Source organism: Nesterenkonia sandarakina (assembly GCF_003003175.1).
GTDB classification, from domain to species: Bacteria; Actinomycetota; Actinomycetes; order Actinomycetales; family Micrococcaceae; genus Nesterenkonia; species Nesterenkonia sandarakina_A.
In genome coordinates this window covers 74094-96021 of the sequence record NZ_PVTY01000004.1, presented here as the reverse complement: position 1 = coordinate 96021, position 21928 = coordinate 74094, and the positions used below count along the sequence as shown (strand labels likewise).

Annotated in this window: 16 protein-coding genes; 8 read left to right on the top strand and 8 right to left on the bottom strand. The window is 67.7% G+C overall.

Going from position 1 to position 21928, the window contains the following annotated elements:
• The first annotated feature begins 55 nt into the window (after nt 1-55).
• The gene (locus BCL67_RS04295; protein ID WP_106122222.1) at nt 56-1381 is read left to right on the top strand and encodes an aldose epimerase family protein; all 1326 of its coding nucleotides are present in this window, start codon (nt 56-58) and stop codon (nt 1379-1381) included.
• Between the two features lie 131 nt (nt 1382-1512).
• On the opposite strand, the gene BCL67_RS04290 is transcribed toward BCL67_RS04295, so the two are convergent.
• Nucleotides 1513-2892, bottom strand: a complete 1380-nt coding sequence (locus tag BCL67_RS04290; protein WP_146131073.1) for an ROK family transcriptional regulator — start codon at nt 2890-2892, stop codon at nt 1513-1515.
• Between the two features lie 107 nt (nt 2893-2999).
• Between BCL67_RS04290 and xylA the strand changes: the two genes are divergently transcribed.
• The 7 genes from xylA (at nt 3000) to BCL67_RS04255 (ending at nt 11975) form a co-directional block, all read left to right on the top strand.
• Nucleotides 3000-4181, top strand: coding sequence for a xylose isomerase (gene xylA / locus BCL67_RS04285; RefSeq protein ID WP_106122220.1), 1182 nt, complete (start codon nt 3000-3002; stop codon nt 4179-4181).
• A 200-nt stretch (nt 4182-4381) separates the two neighbouring features.
• The gene (xylB, locus tag BCL67_RS04280; protein ID WP_106122219.1) at nt 4382-5827 is read left to right on the top strand and encodes a xylulokinase; all 1446 of its coding nucleotides are present in this window, start codon (nt 4382-4384) and stop codon (nt 5825-5827) included.
• 215 nt (nt 5828-6042) lie between these two features.
• Complete coding sequence (locus BCL67_RS04275; RefSeq protein WP_106122218.1) at nt 6043-7080, top strand: LacI family DNA-binding transcriptional regulator; 1038 nt, start codon at nt 6043-6045, stop codon at nt 7078-7080.
• Between the two features lie 379 nt (nt 7081-7459).
• Nucleotides 7460-8503: an ABC transporter permease gene (locus tag BCL67_RS04270; RefSeq protein ID WP_106122217.1), complete on the top strand. Its 1044-nt coding sequence runs from the start codon at nt 7460-7462 to the stop codon at nt 8501-8503.
• A 74-nt stretch (nt 8504-8577) separates the two neighbouring features.
• Nucleotides 8578-9447, top strand: a complete 870-nt coding sequence (locus BCL67_RS04265) for a carbohydrate ABC transporter permease (protein WP_374955625.1) — start codon at nt 8578-8580, stop codon at nt 9445-9447.
• 93 nt (nt 9448-9540) lie between these two features.
• A complete protein-coding gene (locus BCL67_RS04260) occupies nt 9541-11256 on the top strand; it encodes an ABC transporter substrate-binding protein (protein ID WP_258174750.1) in 1716 nt (571 codons plus the stop codon).
• Nucleotides 11257-11318: 62 nt separating this feature from the next.
• Nucleotides 11319-11975 carry a hypothetical protein gene (locus BCL67_RS04255; protein WP_106122216.1) on the top strand — a complete coding sequence of 219 codons (657 nt, stop codon included), beginning with the start codon at nt 11319-11321 and terminating at the stop codon, nt 11973-11975.
• A 126-nt stretch (nt 11976-12101) separates the two neighbouring features.
• On the opposite strand, the gene BCL67_RS04250 is transcribed toward BCL67_RS04255, so the two are convergent.
• The 7 genes from BCL67_RS04250 to BCL67_RS04220 all read right to left on the bottom strand — a co-directional run bounded on the left by BCL67_RS04250 (nt 12102) and on the right by BCL67_RS04220 (nt 21927).
• The gene (locus BCL67_RS04250; RefSeq protein ID WP_106122215.1) at nt 12102-14468 is read right to left on the bottom strand and encodes a glycoside hydrolase family 3 N-terminal domain-containing protein; all 2367 of its coding nucleotides are present in this window, start codon (nt 14466-14468) and stop codon (nt 12102-12104) included.
• A gap of 114 nt (nt 14469-14582) precedes the next feature.
• Nucleotides 14583-15524, bottom strand: a complete 942-nt coding sequence (locus tag BCL67_RS04245; RefSeq protein WP_258174749.1) for a carbohydrate ABC transporter permease — start codon at nt 15522-15524, stop codon at nt 14583-14585.
• Nucleotides 15521-16369, bottom strand: coding sequence for a carbohydrate ABC transporter permease (locus BCL67_RS04240; RefSeq protein ID WP_106122214.1), 849 nt, complete (start codon nt 16367-16369; stop codon nt 15521-15523). The genes BCL67_RS04245 and BCL67_RS04240 overlap by 4 nt, the downstream gene beginning before the upstream one ends.
• A 150-nt stretch (nt 16370-16519) precedes the next feature.
• Complete coding sequence (locus BCL67_RS04235) at nt 16520-17806, bottom strand: extracellular solute-binding protein (protein WP_106122213.1); 1287 nt, start codon at nt 17804-17806, stop codon at nt 16520-16522.
• A 334-nt stretch (nt 17807-18140) separates the two neighbouring features.
• Complete coding sequence (locus tag BCL67_RS04230) at nt 18141-19436, bottom strand: extracellular solute-binding protein (RefSeq protein WP_106122212.1); 1296 nt, start codon at nt 19434-19436, stop codon at nt 18141-18143.
• A 122-nt stretch (nt 19437-19558) separates the two neighbouring features.
• Entirely contained in the window at nt 19559-20962 is a 1404-nt protein-coding gene (locus BCL67_RS04225; RefSeq protein WP_106122211.1) for a GntP family permease, read from the bottom strand.
• On the bottom strand, nt 20959-21927 hold the full coding sequence (locus BCL67_RS04220; RefSeq protein ID WP_106122210.1) for a 3-hydroxyacyl-CoA dehydrogenase family protein: 969 nt from the start codon (nt 21925-21927) through the stop codon (nt 20959-20961). The genes BCL67_RS04225 and BCL67_RS04220 overlap by 4 nt, the downstream gene beginning before the upstream one ends.
• Nucleotide 21928: the final 1 nt, after the last annotated feature.

The following is a 21928-nucleotide window of genomic DNA, read 5'->3' as shown; positions in this document are numbered from 1 at the left end:
GGGGCAGTGTCAGGGAAACGCGGAGGATTGCGACGCTTCGTAGGAGGCACCACTAATGGACGCGACGAACTCGGTCTCCATCACCGGAGGCGGCTACACGGCAGAGGTCAGCCTGTTGGGCGGCCAGCTGCTGACCCTCACGCACCACGAGGACGAGCTCATCGTGCCCGCCGCACAGACCGAAGGCGCCTTCGCCGGCGCCGTGCTGGCCCCGTGGCCCAATCGGACCCAGGGCGGCAGCTACACCTACGCGGGCGTGGAGCACATGCTCCCGGTCAACGAGGAGGCCACCGGTGCAGCGCTGCACGGGCTGCTCCTCGACCTGCCGCTGCACGTGATCTCCCAGAAGGAGTCCGAGGTGCAGCTCTCCGGCTGGTTGGAGAGCTCGGAGGGCTACCCCTTCGGCCTCGACATCGCGCTGACCTACCGGGTCTCCGCCGACGTCGGCCTCGCCGCGACCCTGATGGCCCGCTACCGCCCCGAGGAGCTCGAGGAGGACGGCGCTCTGGAGGCAGGCGCGCCGCTGACCGAGCAGGATGACGCCGATCTCGACAGCGATCAGCTCAAAGACAGCGATGACCTCGTCGACGGTGAGCACGAAGCCAGCGACCTCGACGACAGTGACCTCGATGCGAATGACCTCGACACCGTCGACCAGGACGACGACGTCGCTGAGCTCGGCGCGGAGGACCCGGAGGGCAACAGCCCGACGGAGGCCGAGGACGCCGGCTCAGAGACCACGGACGCCGACACCACGGACGCTGACGCCGCGGACGACGACCCGGCAGCGGATGAGGCGGCCGCCGATGACGCAGCCGAGCTGAACCTGGCCGCCTCTGCGAGCGAAGACCGAGAGACGACCTCCACGGACGCCACCCTCGAGGAGGGTGACGATGTGAGCACCGAGACCGCACCCGCCTCGGTGCCACAGACCGCGCCCTTCGGCGCAGGCTTCCACCCCTACCTGACCGCCGGCGGGGCGTCGCTGACCGAATGCCGGCTGCGGCTTCCTGCACGCACGGTGCTCCACACCGAGGCCGATGGTGCCGTGACCGGCCGCGAACCGGTCTCCCAGGACTTTGATCTCACCAATGGTCCGCTGTTGGCGGGACGCAGCATCGATCACGCGTTCACCGATCTCCCCGAGGAGGGATGGACCGCAGAGCTGGTCCACGGACCCTCCGGGTTCGTCGTGCGCATGATCGCCGACTCCCCCTGGGTGCAGGTCTACACCGGCGAACGGATCGGTCGCGCCGGCGTCGCGGTCGAGCCGATGACCTGCCCGCCCAATGCGCTCAACAGCGGCGAGGACCTGATCCACCTGGTCCCCGGCGAATGGTTCCGCACCGGCTTCAGCATCGAAGCCATCCGGGTGGACTGAGCACCCTCAGCGGAGACGGTTCAGGCGCTGCGGCTGCTGCACCCAGCGGTCTGCGCCGGGCCTGCGACGCGCAGCGGCCGAAGCCGCAGCGCGGCTCAGGCTCGCGGAGCTGCGGCGACCCGCGGCCGGGCTCAGGCGGGCTGCGGGACCCACTGCAGCGGTGCGTCCACCACGCAGCGCATCGCGCGCAGCGCACCGCCGGTGGCCGCGGGTGCGGCCTGGCTCGAGGCGGTGCGCACCCGGAAGGTGCTCCACTGGGCGGAGAGCACCCGGGAGTTGAGCTCCTTCTCGATGCGCGGACGCAGCATGTCTGCGAGCGGGCCGTAGACCCCGCCGAGCACGATGTCGTGGACGTCGAGCAGATTCATCGCCCCGGCCAGGGCCACGCCCAGCGCCCATCCGGCGCGGTCGATCGCCTCGCAGGCGGTCCGGCCGGCATCGTCGTCGCGCTGACTGAGCTCCACCAGGTCCTGGGCGGTGGCGCTGCGCTCCATCCCGGCCGCGGCGAGCAGCGATCGCTTTCCGGCGTAGGTCTCCAGGCAGCCCAGCGCCCCGCAGCCGCACTGCGGCCCCTCGGGCTCCACCGAGATGTGTCCGATCTCCCCGGCCCAGCCGTGCTGTCCCACGTCGACCACCGATTCGATGACCACGGCGGCGCCGATGCCCATCTGCGCAGAGACGTAGAGGAAGGTCTGTTCCTGCTGATCCGCCGCCGCCAGCTCCTGCGCGACGGCGAGCGCCGCCAGCTTGGCCTCGTTCGCGGCATGGATGAATCCACCGAAAGCATCGCGGTGCTCCCCGACCAGCAGCGGCACGGCGTCCACGCCGCGCCAGCCGAGGTTCGGCGCCAGCACCAGCGAGTGCTCATCCGCCCCGATCAGGCCGGGCAGCGCCAGAACCGTGCCCACCACGCGGGCGCCGCGGGCAGTCGCCTGCTGGGCCACGCGCAGCGCCATCGCGCCGGCCAGGGGCAGCACCTCGGAAGGATCCGAGCCGCGGAAGTCTCCATCGATGATCTCCTCAGCGAGGGTCTCCCCGGTCAGATCCAGCGCCCGGGCGGCCATGAAGTCCACGCTGATCTCCACGCCGAGCCCGGCGAGGGTCGCACGCGCCGGGTGCAGCGGGACCGCAGGCCGGCCGCGGGATCCTCCGCCGACGGCGGGGGATCCCTCCCGGATGATCCCGGCCGCGAGCAGGTCATCGACCAGGCGCGAGACGGTGGAGCGGGTCATCCCGGTGCGCATCGCCAGGTCAGCGCGGGAGAGCGGCTCCACGGCGGAGAAGATCTCTTCGGTCAGCAGCAGCAGGTTCGATTCGCGCAGCGTCTCCTGGCGGGCGCCGGGACGGGAGGAGTGGTCACTCGCCCCGCCCTCGCCGCGCGGGGTGCGGGCGAAGTCGCCGTGGTCGTCTCCGGAGCTGCGGCCCAGCCGGGCCAGCGAGCCGCGCGAGGTCACACCGAACGCGGTGCTCGGTCGAGGTCCTGCGGTCCGGCGGGTAGTGTCTTGGGTCACGGACTTGATCTTAGCCCCAATACGATTTAGGTTACATCTAGAAACAAAATGAGTGCCGGGTCACAGCCTTCCCGGTGCACCCGGAACAATCCTTGCAGGAGGCCCCCATGGCATCGACGCCAGCATCTGACTACAAGCTCTCCTTCGGTCTCTGGACCGTCGGATGGACCGCGCAGGACCAGTTCGGTTCGGCCTCCCGCCCCGAGTTCGAGCCGTGGGAGTACCTGCCGAAGCTGAAGGAGGCCGGCGCCTCCGGTGTCACCTTCCACGACGACGACGTCGCACCCTTCGGCACCGACGACTCCGCGCGGGAGAAGTACTTCACCCGCTTCAAGGAGGTCGCGGACGAGGTCGGCCTGAAGGTCGAGATGGTCACCACCAACACCTTCTCCCACCCGGTCTTCAAGGACGGCGGGCTCACCTCCAACGATCGCTCCGTGCGCCGCTTCGGCCTGCGGAAGCTGCTGCGCAACGTCGACCGCGCCGCTGAGTTCGGCGCCGAGACCTTCGTGATGTGGGGCGGCCGCGAGGGCGCCGAGTACGACGGCTCCAAGGACCTCTTCGCTGCTCACGAGCGCTACGCCGAAGGCGTGGACACCATCGCCAGCTACATCAAGGACAAGGGCTACGACCTGCGCATCGCGCTGGAGCCCAAGCCCAACGAGCCCCGCGGCGACATCTTCCTGCCCACCATCGGTCACGCGCTGGGCTTCATCGCGAAGCTCGAGCACGGCGACATCGTCGGACTGAACCCGGAGACCGGTCACGAGCAGATGGCCGGGCTGAACTTCACCCACGGCATCGCCCAGGCGCTGTGGGCGGGCAAGCTCTTCCACATCGACCTCAACGGTCAGCGCTCCATCAAGTACGACCAGGACCTGGTCTTCGGCCACGGCGAACTGGCCTCGGCCTTCTTCACCATCGACCTGCTGGTCAACGGCTTCCCCGGCGGCGGACCGAAGTATGACGGCTGGATGCACTTCGACTACAAGCCCTCCCGCACGGACTACGTGCAGGGCATCTGGGACTCGGCGAAGGCCAACGTCGAGATGGTCACCATGCTCGCGGACAAGGCCAAGGCCTTCCGCGCGGACTCAGAGGTCCAGGCCGCGCTCAAGGCCTCCGGCGTCTACGAGCTCGGCGAGTCCACCCTGGCCGCCGGCGAGTCGCTCACCGACTTCCTCGCCGACACCTCCACCTACGAGAACTTCGACGTGGACAAGGCGGCCGAGCGCGAATACGGCTTCGTGAACCTCAACCAGCTGGCCATGAAGCACCTGATCGGCTGATCCTCACCCGTTCTGCCGAGCCTCGGTCGAACAGCTTGAGCCTCATCATGTGGCCGGTCGCACCAGGAAACTGGGGCGGCCGGCCACCGCTGTGAGATTCTCGAAAAACCTCCAAGACCATCCCCCGCCAGCTCCGCCCGCGGGTCTCCCCGGCCGACCCTGAAGAGGGCGGCCCGGCCCGGGCGACGAAAGGACACCGCATGCCCACTCTGGTCGCAGGAATCGATTCCTCCACACAGTCCTGCAAGGTCGTCATCCGCGACGCGCACACCGGAGAGCTGGTGCGCACCGGCTCCGCGAAGCACCCCGAGGGCACCGAGGTCGCCCCGGCCGCCTGGTGGGACGCTCTCCTGGAGGCCATCACGGCCGCAGGCGGGCTCGACGACGTCGCTGCGGCCTCGATCGGCGGCCAGCAGCACGGGATGGTCGCCCTCGACGCGCAGGGCGCGGTGATCCGTGACGCGCTGCTCTGGAACGACACCCGCTCCGCCGATGCCGCAGCGGAGCTGATCGACGAATACGGCGGCGGGACCGACGGGGCCGCGGCCTGGACCGCGATGACCGGCTCGGTCCCGGTGGCCTCGCTGACCGTGACCAAGCTGCGCTGGCTCGCCGACGCCGAGCCGGAGAACGCCGGCCGCGTGGCCGCCGTCGCACTCCCCCATGACTGGTTGACCTGGAAGCTCTCGGGATCCACCGAGCTCGATGAGCTGGCCACGGATCGCTCCGATGCCTCAGGCACCGGCTACTTCGACACCGCCGCGGGCAGCTACCGCTACGATCTGCTGGCCCGCGCGCTGCGGATCACCGAGGACGCCGCCCGCGGCATCATCCTGCCCCGGGTCTGCGGACCTGCTGAACAGGTGGGCAGCGGTGACGCCGCCCGCGGCTGGGGGCACCTGCTGCTGGGACCCGGCGCCGGCGACAACGCCGCTGCCGCCCTGGGCCTGGGGATGAGCACCGGTGACGTCGCGATCTCCATCGGCACCTCCGGCGTGGTCTCCGCGGTCTCTCCCCGGCCGATCCAGGATCCGTCAGGGATGGTCACCGGCTTCGCCGACGCGACCGGGGAGTTCCTGCCGCTGGCGGTGACCCTCAACGGGTCCCGCGTGCTCGACGGCGCGGCGAAGATGCTCGGGGTGGACCACGCGGGGCTGGCCGAGCTGGCCCTCGCGGCGCAGCCCGGCGCCAATGGGCTGACCCTGGTTCCCTATCTCGAGGGCGAGCGCACCCCGAACCTGCCCCACGCCACCGGATCCTTCGTCGGACTCACCCTGGCCTCGATGAACCCGCAGGACGTGGCCCGCGCGGCCGTGGAGGGACTGCTCTGCGGCCTGGCCGACGGCCTGGAGGCGATGACCTCGCAGGGAGTTCCGGTGGAGTCGATCACGCTGATCGGCGGCGCCGCCCGTTCTGCGGCCGTCCAGCAGATCGCTCCGGCGATCCTGGGCCGCGAGGTCAGCGTCCCGGCTCCGGGCGAGTACGTGGCCGACGGCGCCGCCCGCCAGGCCGCCTGGGTGCTCTCCGGGGAGGCCAAGCCGCCCGCATGGTCCACGGTGGAGACCCAGACGATCACCGGCACCCCGACCCCGGAGGTGCGTCAGGCCTACGCAGCCCGGCGGGGACTCATCGCCGAGAAGCACTGATGCTCGGCTGAGCAGTGGCGCTGCCCAGCGCCCCTGCTCAGCGGCTCTGCCCCGCGGTCTGTGCAACTGCTCTGGTCTGGAACCCCGACCCGTGGCACACTGTCTGTGATCCGGCCCGGCTGTGGCCGGTGTCCATGCCGGTCACAGCCGCTGCGCAGCTCGTCGCGGCGTCACAGACGCCGCTGTCGCTGACGCGCTGAGCAGGAAGGACCCGCATGGCAGCCCAGCAGCACCAGGTGACCCTCACCGAGGTGGCACGTGCGGCCGGCGTCTCCACCGCGACCGCGTCGCGCGCGATCAACGGCAGCTCACGCCGGGTCAGCGAGGACATCGCCGTCCGGGTGAAGCGCATCGCGGAGGAGCTCGGCTACCTGCCGAACCTCTCCGCGCAGACGGTGGCCAAGGGCGCCTCCCCCACCGTGGCAGTGCTGCTCAGCGACATCGCCGACCCCTACTTCAGCGCTATCGCTGCGGGCATCATGGCGGGTGCCAGCGAGGCTGCGCTGATGGTCACGATGGCGGCCTCGGAGCGCAGCCCCGCGCGGGAGCTCCAGATACTGCGCACCTTCCGCAGCCAGCGGCCCCAGGCCATCATCGTCGCGGGCTCGCGGGATGAGGAGAACACCCACGCACAGGAGTTCACCGGGCAGCTGCGCACCTACGCCGAGACCGGCGGGCGCGTCGTCGTGATCTCCCAGGGCCCCTCCCCCTTCGACCTGGTGGACATCCAGAACCACGACGGCGCCCGGAAGCTCGCGCACGCGCTGGTCGATCGCGGCGGCAGGCACTTCGGGGTGGTCTCTGGACGGGTGACCCTGCAGACCAACGCCGACCGGATCGACGGGTTCCGCACCGGCCTGGCCGAGCGCGGCCTGACCCTGACCGATGACGCGATCGTGGAGACCGAGTTCACCCGCGACGGCGGCTACGTGGGCATGCACGAGCTGCTGCACCGGCACAAGGACCTCGGCGCACCGCTGGACACCGTCTTCGCCACCTCCGACATGATGGCCTTCGGCGCCGCCACCGCCATCCGGGACCACGGGCACAGCGTCGGGGCGGACATCTCGCTGGCCGGATTCGACAACGTCGGGCTCACCGAGGATGTGAACCCCGCGATGACCTCGGTGAACGTCCCTCTGCACGAGCTGGGACGCAGCGCGGTGCGGATGGCGCTGGGATCCGGCCGCGAACCGGTGCGCCTGCCGATCAGCACCCAGGTGGTCCTGCGCGCGAGCACTCCACAGCGCTGATCAGCCCACAGGGCCGATCCACCACTGGTCTGATCCACAGCTGGCCTGATCCACCGCAGCACCGGGCACCGCGGAAGCACCCCTTCAGCGCCGCTGCGCCACCTCTGCGGCCGGGACCGCACCCCCGGGGGCTCCGGGGCATCACCGCGCGCCCTCGCGCCCTGGCACCCTCCCCCGGCTACGCTCTCCGACCCGGCCGCCGCTCGTCTCGCTCACCACGCTGGTGGGGACTTCGGCGACGCGATGTGACCTATTCCACTGATGGCCTTGACTTAAGGTGCGTGATGCAACTAAGTTCTAGGAAACCGCTTACCTTGTGACCTGGATCACGGTCCGTCTTTTCATCGCAGGGTAGCTGAATCACTCTGAGGGGAGCTGCATGAGCGCCATCGGTGTCACCGAGGGGAGCAGCCAGCCGGGGCTGCGCGAAGCCGGCGTCGTGCCCGAGTTCAAAGAGCCTGAGACGAAGCCGAAGAAGCAGCGCCGGGCGAATCGCAAGGGCTACGCCGGGACCAACAACACCAACACCTGGAAGCACGCGCTGAAGACCGACTGGCGGCTCTACACGCTGCTGATCCTGCCGGTGCTGTTCCTGCTGATCTTCAGGTACCTGCCCATGGCCGGCAACGTGATCGCGTTCCGCCGCTTCCGTCCCGGATCCTCGATCTTCGGTGACGAGTGGGTCGGGATGCACTACATCGAGATGTTCATCCAGGACCCGACGTTCTGGCGGGTCTTCTGGAACACGATCATCCTCGGAACGCTGACCCTGGCGATCTGCTTCCCGCTGCCGATCGTGCTCGCGCTGATGTTCAACGAGCTGCGCAGCAACAAGTTCAAGCGGATCGCGCAGTCGATCTCCTACCTGCCGCACTTCATGTCGATCGTGATCGTCGCCGGCATGGTCCTGCAGCTGACCAGCGTCAACGGCACAATCAACCAGGTCATCGGCTCCTTCGGCGGAGAAGGCATGCCGTTCATGCAGCTGCCCGAGTGGTTCCGCACGGTCTATGTCACCTCCGAGGTCTGGCAGACCGTGGGCTGGGGAACCATCCTCTACCTCGCGGCGCTGACCACCATCGACCCGCAGCTCTACGAGGCGGCGCGGATCGACGGCGCCAACCGGTGGAAGCAGATGTGGCACGTGACCATCCCGGGCATCACCCCGACCATGATCGTGCTGCTGATCCTCAACGTGGGCACCTTCATGGCGGTGGGCTTCGAGAAGGTCCTGCTGCTCTATAACCCGCTGATCTATGAGACAGCCGACATCATCGCGACCTACGTCTACCGCGTGGGCATCACCTCGTCGAACTTCTCCTACGCGGCGGCCATCGGCCTCTTCGAGGCGCTCATCGGCCTGGTCCTGATCCTGTCCGCCAACGGCATCGCCCGCAAGCTCGGAGGTAACTCGCTGTGGTGACCATCCCCGCCGAACCCGGCACCAAGGTCGAGCAGGATCCGCGCCTCGGGTCCCGCCCGACCCAGACCATCAAGATCAAGGACTCGAAGTCCTACTCCGCGTTCCGGGTCTTCAACGGCATCGCGATCATCGTGATCTGCCTGGTGACGCTGTACCCGTTCATGAACATCATCGCCCAGTCGTTCTCCTCGGAGGGCTACATCAACGCCGGCCAGGTCAACCTGATCCCACGCGGCTTCAACGTCACCACCTTCGAAGTGGTGATGAGCGACTCGATGTTCTGGCGCAACTACGCCAACACCGTGATCTACACCGTGGTGGCCACCGCCATCGCGATGGTGCTGACCACCTGCTTCGCCTATGCGCTGAGCAAGCGGCACCTCAAGGGGCGCAGCTTCTTCATCGGGCTGGCGGTCTTCACGATGTTCTTCAACGGCGGCCTGATCCCGAACTACGTGCTGATCAACGCGATGGGCTTCACCAATACGATCTGGGCGATCGTGCTGCCCAACGCGATCAGCGTGTTCAACCTGCTGGTGATGAAGGCGTTCTTCGAGAACTTCTCCCAGGAGCTGGAGGAGGCCGCCGAGATCGACGGCCTCACCACCTACGGGATCCTGTGGCGGATCGTGATCCCGCTCTCGAAGGCCGTCATGGCGACCATGATCCTCTTCTACGCGGTGAGCTTCTGGAACGCCTGGTTCCAGGCCTTCCTCTACCTGGACCGGCGCGAGCTCTACCCGGTGACGGTCTACCTGCGGAACCTGCTCGCCGGGGCCACCGGCACCGAGCAGATGGGCGGAGCCGCAGGTGAGGGCACCCAGATCGCGTCCAACGTGCAGTCGGTGACGATGCTGCTCACCACGCTGCCGATCATCTGTCTCTACCCGTTCCTGCAGAAGTACTTCGTCCGCGGCATCATGCTCGGATCCGTCAAAGCCTGACCCCTTCCCCGAACCGTCGAGCCCCATCGACGGCACCAGACCTCGCACCGGATCAATGATCGATTCGGTCAGGCACGAAAGGAACACTCGCACATGAACACTCCAGTCACCCGCTCCGCTGAGGGACGACGTCGACGCATGCGGCACGCCTGGCCGGTCACCTCGGTGCTGGCCGCATCAGCGCTGCTGCTGGCCTCCTGCGGCGGCGATGCCGAAGGTGAGGGCGATGCCGCCGCCGAGCTCGATATGGAGACCTCCGGGGTCGGGGCGATGGAGGACTTCGCCGCCGGCGACACCTTCGTCGCCACCGAGCCGGTGGAATTCTCGCTGCTCTACCGCGACCACCCGAACTACCCGATCCAGGACGACTGGGAGTTCATCACCAAGCTTGAGGAGGAGCACGGGGTGACGCTGGAGACCAGCAACGCCCCGCTCTCGGACTGGGCGGAGCGTCGCGCGCTGGTCATCGGCGCCGGCGACGCCCCGGACTTCATCCCGATCACCTACCCCGGGGACGAGACCCAGTTCATCGCCGGAGGGGCGCTGCTGCCGGTGAGCGACTACCTGGACCTGATGCCCAATCTGACCGAGAAGATCGAGTCCTGGGAGCTGGAGGAGGACTTCGCCTCGCTCTACCAGGAGGACGGCAAGTTCTACGTGCTGCCCGGGCTGCTCGAGGACCCGCAGCACCAGTATTCCTTCGCGGTGCGCGGCGACATCTGGGATGAGCTGGGCCTGGAGGACCCGGAGAGCTTCGAGGAGTTCGCCGATCAGCTGCGCCAGGTCGAAGAGGCCTACCCCGACATGGTCCCCTACTCCGACCGCTGGTCGGAGAACGGACCCCTGGAGGCGACGCTGAACGTGGCGGCTCCGAACTTCGGCACCAGCGCCGGCTGGGGCTACGGCGACGGCATGCACTACGACGCCGAGGCAGACGAGTTCGTCTACGCCGGCGCGATGGACGAGTACCGTGACCTGCTCGCCTACTTCGCCGGCCTGGTGGAGGAGGGCCTGATGGACTCGGAGTCGCTGACCCAGGACGATGACCAGGCCATCCAGAAGTTCGCCTCGGGAAGCTCCGCCGTGATCGGCGCCAACGATCAGGAGCTGCTCACCTACCGCACCTCCATCGAGGAGGTCGGCGACGAGGACATGGAGGTGCGTCTGATCCGCGTGCCTGGCGGCCCCGCCGGCGACATGGTGGACGCCAGCCGACTCGAGTCCGGCATGGCGCTCTCCGCCGACGTCGCCGAGGAGGAGGACTTCGTCGCCCTGATGCAGTTCCTGGACTGGCTCTACTACTCCGATGAGGGCATGGAGTTCAGCAAGTGGGGTGTGGAGGGCGAGACCTACACCAAGGATGAGGACGGCACCCGCACGCTTGCGGAGAACGTCGACATGAACGGGCTGAACCCCGACGGCGAGGAGCAGCTCAACGTCGACTACGGCTACCACAACGGCGTCTTCATGCTCGCCCACGGCTCCTCCACGGAGCTGGTCCAGTCCATGCTGCGCGACGAGGTCATCGAGTTCCGTGACTCCATGGAGAGCAAGGAACGGCTCACCCCGGACCCGGCCCGTCCGCTGGACGAGCTCGAGCGGGAGCGCGCCTCGATCAGCCAGACCCAGCTCACCGACCAGGTCCGCACCGCGACCGCCCAGTTCATCCTGGGCCAGCGCGACATCGAGGAGTGGGACTCCTTCGTCGCAGAGCTGGAATCCTCCGGCATGGCTGAGTTCGTGGAGCTGCACAACGAGGCCTACCAGCGAGCCCAGGAGAACCTGGACGGCGAGGTCGTCGAGGACTGAGTCGCAGGATCCCCGATGCGCCCCGGCCCTTCACAGGCCGGGGCGCACTACCTTGGAGCTATATGGATATCGATCGCAACGGCCCGCTCAGCCGGGTCACGAACTTCGTGTACCGGCTGCTGATCATCGAGCTCGGTTTCGTGCTGGCCACCGCGCCGGGGCTCATCGGCATCTTCCTGCTCGAACCCGACCCGAGCAACATCCCGCTCTACGCGGTGTGCGCGCTGCTCTTCGGACCCGCCATCACCGCCGGGATCTATGCCTGGCGCACAGACCACGACGTGGTGCCCTGGCTGCGCTTCTGGAAGGGATACATCGATGGTGCGGCCCAGTCGCTGCTGATCTGGGTCCCCGCCGTGGCGCTCCTGGCGCTGGCCGCCTTCAACGCCGCCTACGCCCAGGTGGGGATCGGCTTCATCGTCGCCGGGATCGTGATCGGCGTCGCCGCGGTGATCGCGGCCGTGACCGCGCTGGTGGTGATCGCGAACTTCTCCTTCCGCAGCCGAGACCTGTTCAAGGTCTCGCTCTACGGGGCGGCCTCGGCCCCGCTCGCCGCACTGGGGATCATCTCGATGATCGTGCTCACCGGCGGACTGATCGTGGTGGTCTCCGACTGGCTGCCGGTGTTCCTGGCCTCGTTCCTGCTGCTTCTCCTGGCCCGCACGGTGACCCCGATGCTGGCGCAGATCCAGTCGGACCTGGTGGTCCAGCAGAACTGAGCCGCGGGCCGGTATGGGCCGCACGGACACAGCAGGCATCACACAGACAGGCCCCCGACGCCGATGCGTCGGGGGCCTGTCTGTGTCCACGGGGAGCACCGCGCCGCGGTGCTGCGCAGCCGGGTCCTAGCTCACGCGCGCCGGAGTGGTCAGCACGCGCTGGCCGGCGATCTCCCGAACCTCACCGATCAGGGTCACCTCTGCCTGCAGCGGCAGCTCCCCGACGGAGGGGCCGGCATAGAGATCGATCGCGCCGGGCTCCACGATCCGGCGATAGTGGACTCCGGTGAAGGCGAAGCGGTCGGCGTGGACCTCGAAGGTCACCGTGCGGCTCTGCCCCGGGGCCAGCGCCACCTTGGAGTAGCCCAGCAGCTGCCGGACCGGACGGGCCACGGAGGCCACGCGATCACCGAAGTAGAGCTGGGCGACCTCCTCGGTGGGCCGCTCACCCGTGTTGGTCAGCGTCACCGAGACCTCCACGGCGCCGTCGACCGGTACCTGGGCCTGCGAGACGGTGAGGTCCGAGTACTCCACGGTGGTGTAGCTCAGTCCGTGGCCGAAGGGGTACAGCGGGGTGGGATCGAGGTTGGACACGCCCTGGCTGTTGAGCCCCAGCGGTGCCGCGATATAGCCGACCGGCTGTCCGCCCGGGTGCACCGGGACGCCGATGGGCAGCCGACCGGTGGGCTCGATCGCTCCGCTGAGCAGGTCCACGATGGCGGGGCCGCCCTCTTCACCGGGGAAGAAGCCCTGCACGATCGCCGCGCAGCGCTCGGCCAGGCCGCCGAGGGCATAGGGGCGTCCGGAGATGACCACGAGCACCACGGGCGTGCCGGTGGCGAGCACCGCTTCGACCAGCTCGTGCTGAGCGCCGGGGAGCTTGAGGTCCGCGACGTCGCAGCCTTCGCCGGAGGTGCCGGCGCCGAACATGCCGGCGAGGTCGCCGACGGTCACCACTGCCAGATCTGCGCCGGCGGCTGACTCTGCGGCGGCGGCGATCTCGGAGTCGTCATAGCTCACGATCGGTGCGCCGTAGCTGTAGGTGACCTCCGCCTCGGAGTAGGTCTCGCGCAGGGATTCCAGCACCGAGGGCATCGGCACGCCGATCCCCTTGTGCGGGAAGGTCCCGGCGGGGTACTTGGCCAGCACATGGTTGGGGAAGGAGTAGCAGCCCATCATGGTGCGCGGCTCGTCCGCGGAGGGCCCGACGACGGCGATCCGCTTGCCCGCCAGCGAGTCGGCGGTGGCCGGCAGCACGCCGTCGTTCTTCAGCAGCACCAGCGACTTTGCGGCCACGGTGCGGGCCAGGGTGCGGTTGCTCTCGGAGTCCAGGTTCACCGACTCGTCGATGCTGGGCTCCCAGTCGGCGTCGCCCTCGCGGCGGTCGAGCAGACCGAGCTCCGCCTTCTGCCGCAGCACCCGGCGCAGCGAGGTGTCCAGCACGGATTCCTCGAGCAGCCCGTCCCGGACCTGCTGGGCCAGCGTGCGGTAGCCGCCGGTGTGCGGCAGCTCCACGTCGAGACCGGCGGAGACGGCGAGCCGGGCGGCCTCGGCCTGGTCGGCGGCCACGTGGTGCATCTTCTCCAGGAACGCGACCGACCAGTAGTCGGCGACCACGGTGCCCTCGAAGCCCCACTGCTCGCGCAGCACCTCGGTGAGCAGCCAGTGCGAGGCGGCCGGAGCTTCGCCGTCGATGTCGGCGTAGGAGTTCATCACCGAGCCGACCTTGCCCTCCCGCACGGCGAGCTCGAAGGGGTAGAAGATCATGTCGAGCAGCTCGCGCCTGCCCATGTGCACCGGGGCGTGGTTCCGCGCCGCACGGGACGCGGCGTAGCCGGCGAAGTGCTTCAGCGTGGCGATGATCCCTGCAGACTGCAGTCCCTTGACGTAGGCGGTGGCCAGCGTGCCGATCACATAGGGGTCCTCACCGATGGTCTCCTCCACCCGGCCCCAGCGCGCGTCGCGGACGACGTCGAGCACCGGGGAGAGTCCCTGCTGGACGCCGGTGGCGGCCATGTCGGCGCCGATCGCGGCGGCCATCTCCTCGATCAGCTCCGGGTCGAAGGTCGCGCCCCAGGCCAGCGAGGTCGGGTAGACGGTGGCCTGGTAGGCGGTGTATCCGGTGAGGCACTCCTCGTGGGCGATCGCGGGGATGCCGAAGCGATTCGCCGCGACCACCGCTGCCTGGCGCTGGCGCAGATCCGCGGCGCCCTCGGGCACGGACAGGGCCACAGTGCCGTAGGTGCGGGTCAGGTGGCCCTCGCCGTCGAGGATCTCGGACTCGAAGGGCAGCTTGCCGGCGGACATGGCGTCCTCCATCGGCGCCACCTCACCCTGGGTGTCCGGATCCTCGCGCATCTCCCAGTGCGAGCCGAGCTGGGAGACCTTCTCCTCCAGCGTCATCCGCGCCAGCAGCGCCTCGGCGCGCTCGGCGGCTGAGAGCGAGGTGTCGTTCCATGGGCCGGTGATGCGTTCTGGGATCTGGTTGGTCATCTGTGAACTCCTTGGGTTGCAGCGCAGCTGTCGCGGTCAGTCGGGGAACAGCGAAGCTGCCGGTCGAGGTGGACCGGCAGCTTCGCTGAGGGGATCAGAGGGTGGCGCCGAGGGTCACTTGCCGAAGCCCGCGGTCAGCCCGGCCACGATGTGGCGGCGGGCGAGCATGTAGACCACCAGCAGCGGCAGCGCGGAGAGCACGACGGCGGCCAGGGTGGCCGGCACGTCGATGCCGAACTGTCCGCTGTACTCCCACAGCGAGAGCGGCAGGACCCGGACGTCGCTGCTCTGGGTGAGCACCAGCGGGAACAGGAAGCCGTTCCAGACCTGCAGCGCCTGGTAGATGCCCACGGTCATCAGCGCCGGCTTGGCCATCGGCAGCACCAGCGCGGTGAGGATCTTCCACTCGCCGGCCCCGTCGACCTTCATCGACTCGAAGAGCTCCATCGGGATGTCGCGGACGAAGTTCACGATGATCAGCACGCTCAACGGGATCGCGAAGGCGATCTGCGGCAGGATCAGCGCCCACAGGGTGTCATAGAGACCCAGCTGCTGGATCAGGTAGTACACCGGGATGATCGTGGCCTGCACCGGGATCGCGATGCCCAGCAGGATGACCTGGAACAGCCGTCTGCCGCCCAGGGTGGTGGACCGGGCGATGTAGTACGCGGCCATCACCGAGACGGCGAGCACGACGGCGACCGTCGAGAGCGTCACGATCAGCGAGTTGGTGAAGTAGTGGAAGAAGTCGTTCTGGATCACCTTGATGAACGGTGCCAGCGTCGGGTTGGTGGTCGGGAGCAGCTGGTTGGAGGAGCGCAGGTCCTCGCTGGTCCGGAACGAGGTGATCAGGATGTAGTAGATCGGCAGGATGATGACGGCCAGCCAGAGCCAGCCGCCGAGGCCGCCGAGGAGGTTCGGCTTCTCTCCCGGGGCGCCGGTGCGGCGGACCTTGTTCTGCTTCACGTCGCGGTGCTCGAAGCCGGGCACCTCGGGGGTGAGGGCCTTGCCGGCGTCGGGGGTCGCGGATTGGGTGCTTGCGGTGTGAGTCATCATGCGCCTGCCTTGTCGCTCTCCATCTTGGATGAACCGGAGATGATGTTCAGGGCCAAGGAGAGGGTCAGTCCGATGGCCACCAGGATCACTGCGATGACCGATGCGTAGCCGAGGTTGTATGAGCTGAAGCCGGTCACGTACATGTCCAGCGGCAGGATCCGCACCGCGTCGGCGGGCTGGCCGCCGGTGAGCACGAAGATCAGGTCGAAGTAGGTCAGCGAGCCCACGAGCATCAGCGTCGAGGAGGTGATGATCGTGTAGCGCAGCTGCGGGATCGTGATCGAGAAGAACTGGCGGACCCGGCCGGCACCGTCGATGGTGGCGGCCTCGTACATGGACTGCGGGATCTGGCGCACGCCTGCCTGGTAGAGCAGACCGTGGAAGGGCACGAAGCACCAGCCGACCACGAAGATCATCACCCACATGACCAGGTCGGAGTTCGACAGCCAGTCATTGGGGAGCCATTCGAAGGGCAGCGCCGCGGAGAGTCCGTAGTTCGGGGAGAACAGCGACTGGAAGGTCAGGCCAACGGCCACCGAGGAGAACAGCAGCGGGAGGAAGTAGAGGACCGCGAGCAGGGCGCGGTAGCGCTGCTGGCCGGCCATGAAGACGCCGAGCAGCAGGGCCACCGGGGCCTGGAAGAGGTAGGAGCCGATGACGAAGGTGATCGTCAGGCCCAGGGCGGTCCAGGTGAAGGGCCGGTCGAAGAGCACTGCCTGCCAGTTGCTCAGACCCACCCAGGTGGGAGAGCCCAGAACGTTCCACTCCATGAAGGAGATCACGACCACTCCGATGAGCGGTATCAGTGCGAATATTCCGAAGAACAGGACAGCGGGCAGCGCCATGAGGAATGAAGGTCCCTTATGGCCCAATCCGGTCGTCCTGCTTCGAGCAGCGGTTTCAGTCATGGGCTCGATTCAGATCCTGGTTGTCGGTGCAAGGCAAACGGTTCGGGGCGGCTTCATCAGCCGCCCCGAACCGATTTCAGGGGTGTATCAGAGGGAGTTCATCGCTTCGACGAACTGCTCGGGGGTGATGTCCCCGCGGAGGATCTGTGACAGGTTGTCCGTCAGCGGCTGGGCCACCTCAGGGGCGACTGCCTGATCCCAGGAGAGCTGGAAGTGGTTCGCTTCGCCCACCAGTTCGCTGGAGAACTGCAGGAAGTCTGAGTCCTCGGTCTCGGCGATCTGGTCCTCGATGTCGGACAGCGGCGGCAGGGAGCCGGCCTCCAGCATCGAGGTCACGGTCTCCTCGTTGTAGAGGTTCTCGCTGATGTAGTCGAACGCGATCTGCTGCTCCTCCTCGGAGGCGTCAGCAGAGACCGACCAGAAGTTGGCAGGGTTGCCCACGATGTTCGAGGGATCACCGGCGCCGTCTTCGAGGGTCGGGAAGGAGGTGAAGCCGAAGTCTCCGGACTCGGCGAACTCCGGGAAGTCCTGGTTGATCGTGGAATAGACCCAGGAGCCCTGCAGCAGCATGGCGGCCTGGCCGTCTGCCAGCAGCTGGGCATCCTCGTTCTGGTCCGCGGTCACCGAGTTGTAGGTGTCGATGAAGCCGCCGTTCTCACCCAGGTCCTGCATGGTCTCCAGTGCAAAGAGGATGGACTCGTTGTCCCACGCGCCCTCTTCACCCTCGACCACGGCCTGGAAGGCCTCTTCGCCGCCGTGGCGATCGGTGAGGTACTGCAGCCACATCAGGGCGGGCCAGACGGAGCCGCCGGCCAGTGAGAAGGGTGCGACGTCGTTCTCGTTGAAGGTCTCGATCGCGGCCTCGACGTCTTCCCAGGTCTCGGGAATCTCGACGCCGACCTCATCGAAGACCGACTGGTTGTAGTACATGACCACTGGCTGCACGTCGTTCAGCGGCACCGCGTAGGTGCTGCCGTCGACCTGGCCGTTCTGCCAGACCGATTCGAAGACCCGGGACTCGAGCTCGCCGGTGTGGTCGCTGAGGTCGACGATGCGCTCTTCCTCGGCGTACTCCAGCAGGGCGCCGCCGGTCCAGGACATGATCAGCGTGGGTGCCTCGCCGGAGCCGACGGCCGTGCGGATCTGACCCTTGTAGGAGTCGTTCTCGATGGCTTCGATGTCGATCTGGGCGTCTTCGTTGGCTTCGTTCCAACGGTCGAAGTCTTCCTGGATGGCGGGCCAGCCGCCTCCGGTGAGGATCCATGCGTCAGCATTGGCTTCGCCGCCGCCTTCTCCGCCGCCGCCGCAGGCCGAGAGGGCCATCAGGGAGGTGACTCCGAGGCCTGCTGCTGCAATTCGAGTTGTTCTACGCATCGTCGCGTCCTTTCTCATCAAGGCGAGCCCCAGCTCTGTACCGGTACATGGCCAAGGCCTCCCAGGTGTCCGGATCGGCCGGGTGGGGAATGCTCAGCAGTACAGCGCCGAAGTCCGAACCAGACCCTGCCTGGGACCAGAAAAAGAACCTGGCGCAGACTGTGATCTGTATTTCGTCTTGCCGTAAGACTAAATAGCCGCCGGGTGTGTGTCAAGACACAACACATGACCGCCGTCACAGTCGCGCAACATGGCGAAACACTGATCAGCGGCCTGACCGGGCGCATCGGCTGCACCGCTGGTCAGGCCCCTGGCCAGTGAAGCGAGCCAGACCTCAGTCGGCGGGCTGGGTGGCATTCATGTTGTCCGCGAACTGCTCCGGCGTGATGCTTCCCTCGAAGATCTGACCGAGGTTCTCCAGCAGCGCGCGCTCCTGGCTCGGGTCGACTGCCTGGTCCCAGGAGAGCTGGAAGTTCGGCGCCTCCTGGACCATGTCGTAGGCGAAGCTGAGGAACTCGGGGTCCTCGGTCTCGGCGATCTTGTCCTCGAGCCCGGTCAGCGGCGGAATGTTGCCGGTGTCGAGCATGCCGTCGACGTAGTCATCGTTGAAGAGCCAGTCGGAGAGGTAATCGACTCCGGCCTGCTGCTCCTCCTCGGTGGCGTTGGCCGAGACCGACCAGAAGTTCGCCGGGTTGCCGACGATGCTGTTGGGATCCCCCTCGCCACCGGGGATGGCGGGGAAGGGCGCGACCCCGAGGTTGCCGGTCTCCATGAAGTCCGGGCTCTCCTCCAGCAGCCGCGAGTAGACCCAGGACCCCTGCAGGACCATGGCCGAGAGGCCGTCGGCCACCAGGTGTGCATCCTCGTTGTTGTCGGCCACCACGGAGGCGAAGCCGGGGTCGAAGGCTCCGGCGTCGACCAGCTCCTGGCAGCGCTCCATGGCTTCGATGATCGCCGGGTGGGACCAGGCGTCGGGCTCCCCCGCCACCACGGCCTCGAAGGCCTCGGGCCCGCCGATCCGGTCGGTCAGATAGGAGGCCCACATCAGCATGGGCCAGAGCGAGCCGCCCGCGAGCGAGAAGGGGTGGACGCCCTGGTCCTGGAAGACCTCGACGGCCTCGAGCAGCTCGTCCCAGTCGGTGGGCACCTCGATGCCGGCCTCGTCGAAGAGCTCCTGGTTGTAATACATCATCACCGGCTGCACATTGTTCATCGGCACCGCATACGTGGCGCCGTCGACCTCGCCGTTGGCGACCACGGAATCGATGAGTCGCTCGCGCAGCTCTTCGGTGTCCTCGGTGATGTCGGCGACGTAGTCACCCTCGACGTATTCCAGCAGTCCGCCGCCGGTCCAGCCGACGATCAGTGTGGGCGCTTCGCCGGAACCCACCGCGGTGCGGATGCGTTCCTTGTAGATGTCGTTGGCGAAGCTCTCCACGGTGAAGGCCTGTTCGGGGTTCTCCTCGTTCCAGGCCTCGAAGTCCTCCTCCACGACGGTCCAGACGCCGCCGTTGAGCACCCAGGCGTCCGGCTCGGACTCCGAGTCGCCTCCTCCCCCACAGGCGGAGAGCCCGAACAGGGATCCCGCCGCCAGGACCGCGGTGCTCAGCTTTGTTTTTCTTCCCCACATAGAAATCATTCCCTGTCTCATCAAAGTGCGAGTGATCGTTCGGTCCAGTGATGCAGCGCGCATGATTCAGCACGCGCCCTGCGCTGTGTGCGCCTCGGCGGGTCAGCCTCGGCGGTGGGTCCTCAGGCGACGAGGGCGTAGACGCCCCAGCTGAGGAAGAAGGCCATGAATCCGATGGCGGTGGCCATGACGGACCAGGTCTTCAAGGTGGTGATCGTGTCGAAGCCGCAGAAGCGGCCCACCAGCCAGAATCCGGAGTCGTTGAAGTGCGAGAAGGTGATCGATCCCGCCACGATGGCGACCACCAGGGCCGCCAGGGCGAAGCCGTCGAGTCCCAGCTCCATGACCCCGGGGGCCATGATGCCGCCGGCGGTGGTCGCCGCCACGGTGGCCGAGCCCTGCGCGATGCGGATGACCACGGCGACCAGGAAGCCGGCCAGGATGACCGGCAGTCCCATGGCGTCCAGTCCCTCGGCGATGGATCCGCCGATCCCGGTGGCGGTGAGCACCGCACCGAACGCGCCGCCGGCGCCGGTGATCAGGATGATCGAGCAGACCGGGGCGAGTGCGTTGTCGATCAGGTCCGAGAGTGCGTCGCCGAGCTTGCCGGTGCCCTTGCGCGGCCTGATGAAGAGCAGGTACATCGCGATCAGGGTGGAGATCAGCAGCGCCACCGGGGTGGGTCCGATCAGCTGTGAGAGCGCGTAGCCGAAGCTGTCCTCGCTGATCCGTCCATCGGCGGCCAGGGTGTTGGACAGCGCGTTGTAGAAGATCAGCGCCAGGGGCAGCAGCAGCACCAGGATGACGGTGCCGAAGGCCGGGCGCTCGTGCTCCTCGGTGACCCGGGACTCGCCGAAGAGGTTCGGCACCGGGAAGTTCGGGTAGCCCTTGGCCATCACGAGTCCCAGCCGGTAGCCGGCGAGATACCAGGTCGGGAGCCCGACCATGAGGGCCACGATCAGCACCAGGCCGATGTCTGCGCCCATCACTGTGGCGGCCGCCGTCGGTCCCGGGTGCGGCGGGGTCAGCGCGTGCATCATCAGGAAGGCGCCGATGGAGGGCAGCACGTAGAGCATGAAGCTGCCCCCGAGCCGTCGCGCCACGGTGTAGATGACGGGCAGCATCACGATGAAGCCGGCGTCGAGGAAGATCGGGAAGGCGTAGAACAGCGAGGCCACGGCCAGCGCCAGCGGCGCCCGCTTCTCGCCGAAGGTCTTGAGCATCTTGTCCGCCAGGACCTGGGCGCCGCCGGAGACCTCGACGAGGCGTCCGAGCACTGCGCCGAAGCCGATGAGCAGCGCCACATTGCCCACGGTGGTCGAGAAGCCGCCGACCACCACGGACAAGACGTCCTCGACGGCGATGCCGGCAGCCAGCGCCGTGACCAGCGAGACGATGATCAGGGAGAAGAAGGCGTGGAGCTTGACCTTCACGATCAGCACCAGGAGCAGGATGATGGAGCCCAGCGCCAGGAACAGCAGCGCCGCCGTGGGCAGCTCGAAGGCGAGCGTCAGTTCCTCGTTCACTTCTTGCCCTTAGGCGCTGGTCCGAGCTCGCGCACCAGGTCACCCATGCGCGCATATGCCTTGTTGCGGTAGGCGATGAGTTCGGCCTTGGTCTCCTCGTCGAAGTCCCCGGTCCAGCCCTTGCCGTTCTTCAGGCCGTGCCGTCCGGCGTCGACGTTGTCCTTGAGCAGCTGCGGCGCGGCAAGACGCTCGCCGTAGGCCTCGGCGAGGGTGTTGAAGCCGTTTCCGTAGACGTCGAGCCCGGCCTGGTCCGCGATTGCGAAGGGGCCGAAGAAGCCGAGTCGGAAGCCGAAGGTCGTGCGCACCACGGTGTCCACGTCTTCGGCGGTGGCGATGCCCTCCTCGACCACGGAGGCGGCCTCCTTGAGCAGCGCGTACTGCAGCCGGTTGAGCACCATGCCCGGGGTGTCGGCGACCTCTGCACCCTCACGGCCGGCGCGGGCCAGCAGGTCCTTGACCGCGTCCACGACGTCCGGGGTGGTGGCGACGCCGGAGACCAGCTCGACGCCGGGGATGAAGGGGGCGGGGTTGGAGAAGTGCACGGTGAGGAAGCGCTCCGGGTGCTTCACGGCCGAGACGAGCACGTGCACCGGGATGGTCGAGGTGTTGGTGCCGATGATCGCGTCCGGGCGGGCGTGCGCAGAGATCTTCCCCAGCACCTCCCGCTTGACCTCGGGAGACTCGAACACCGCCTCCTCGATGAAGTCTGCCTGGGCGACAGCCTCCTCCAGGGTGCGTCCGGCGGTCAGGTTCGCCTTGATGCGTTCGGTGGACCCGGCGGCGTAGAACCCCTGATCCTCGAACTCCTGGGCCTCGGTCAGGAGTCGGGCGAGGCCCTTGCGGGCGGCTTCGACGTCGACGTCGACGATCTCCACCTGCAGGTCGGCCAGCGCCAGCGACTGGGCGATGCCGCCGCCCATGTAGCCGGCGCCGACGACGGTGACAGTGTTGATGGTTCTAGCCATG

Bases quoted from the DNA above. Each gene is read 5' to 3' on its own strand.
- BCL67_RS04270 (WP_106122217.1), top strand. From the start codon at position 7,460: ATGAGCGCCATCGGTGTCACCGAGGGGAGCAGCCAGCCGGGGCTGCGC.
- BCL67_RS04240 (WP_106122214.1), bottom strand. From the start codon at position 16,369: ATGGCGCTGCCCGCTGTCCTGTTCTTCGGAATATTCGCACTGATACCG.
- xylA (WP_106122220.1), top strand. From the start codon at position 3,000: ATGGCATCGACGCCAGCATCTGACTACAAGCTCTCCTTCGGTCTCTGG.
- BCL67_RS04295 (WP_106122222.1), top strand. From the start codon at position 56: ATGGACGCGACGAACTCGGTCTCCATCACCGGAGGCGGCTACACGGCA.
- xylB (WP_106122219.1), top strand. From the start codon at position 4,382: ATGCCCACTCTGGTCGCAGGAATCGATTCCTCCACACAGTCCTGCAAG.
- BCL67_RS04275 (WP_106122218.1), top strand. From the start codon at position 6,043: ATGGCAGCCCAGCAGCACCAGGTGACCCTCACCGAGGTGGCACGTGCG.
- BCL67_RS04230 (WP_106122212.1), bottom strand. From the start codon at position 19,436: ATGTGGGGAAGAAAAACAAAGCTGAGCACCGCGGTCCTGGCGGCGGGA.
- BCL67_RS04250 (WP_106122215.1), bottom strand. From the start codon at position 14,468: ATGACCAACCAGATCCCAGAACGCATCACCGGCCCATGGAACGACACC.
- BCL67_RS04245 (WP_258174749.1), bottom strand. From the start codon at position 15,524: ATGATGACTCACACCGCAAGCACCCAATCCGCGACCCCCGACGCCGGC.
- BCL67_RS04220 (WP_106122210.1), bottom strand. From the start codon at position 21,927: ATGGCTAGAACCATCAACACTGTCACCGTCGTCGGCGCCGGCTACATG.
- BCL67_RS04255 (WP_106122216.1), top strand. From the start codon at position 11,319: ATGGATATCGATCGCAACGGCCCGCTCAGCCGGGTCACGAACTTCGTG.
- BCL67_RS04235 (WP_106122213.1), bottom strand. From the start codon at position 17,806: ATGCGTAGAACAACTCGAATTGCAGCAGCAGGCCTCGGAGTCACCTCC.
- BCL67_RS04260 (WP_258174750.1), top strand. From the start codon at position 9,541: ATGAACACTCCAGTCACCCGCTCCGCTGAGGGACGACGTCGACGCATG.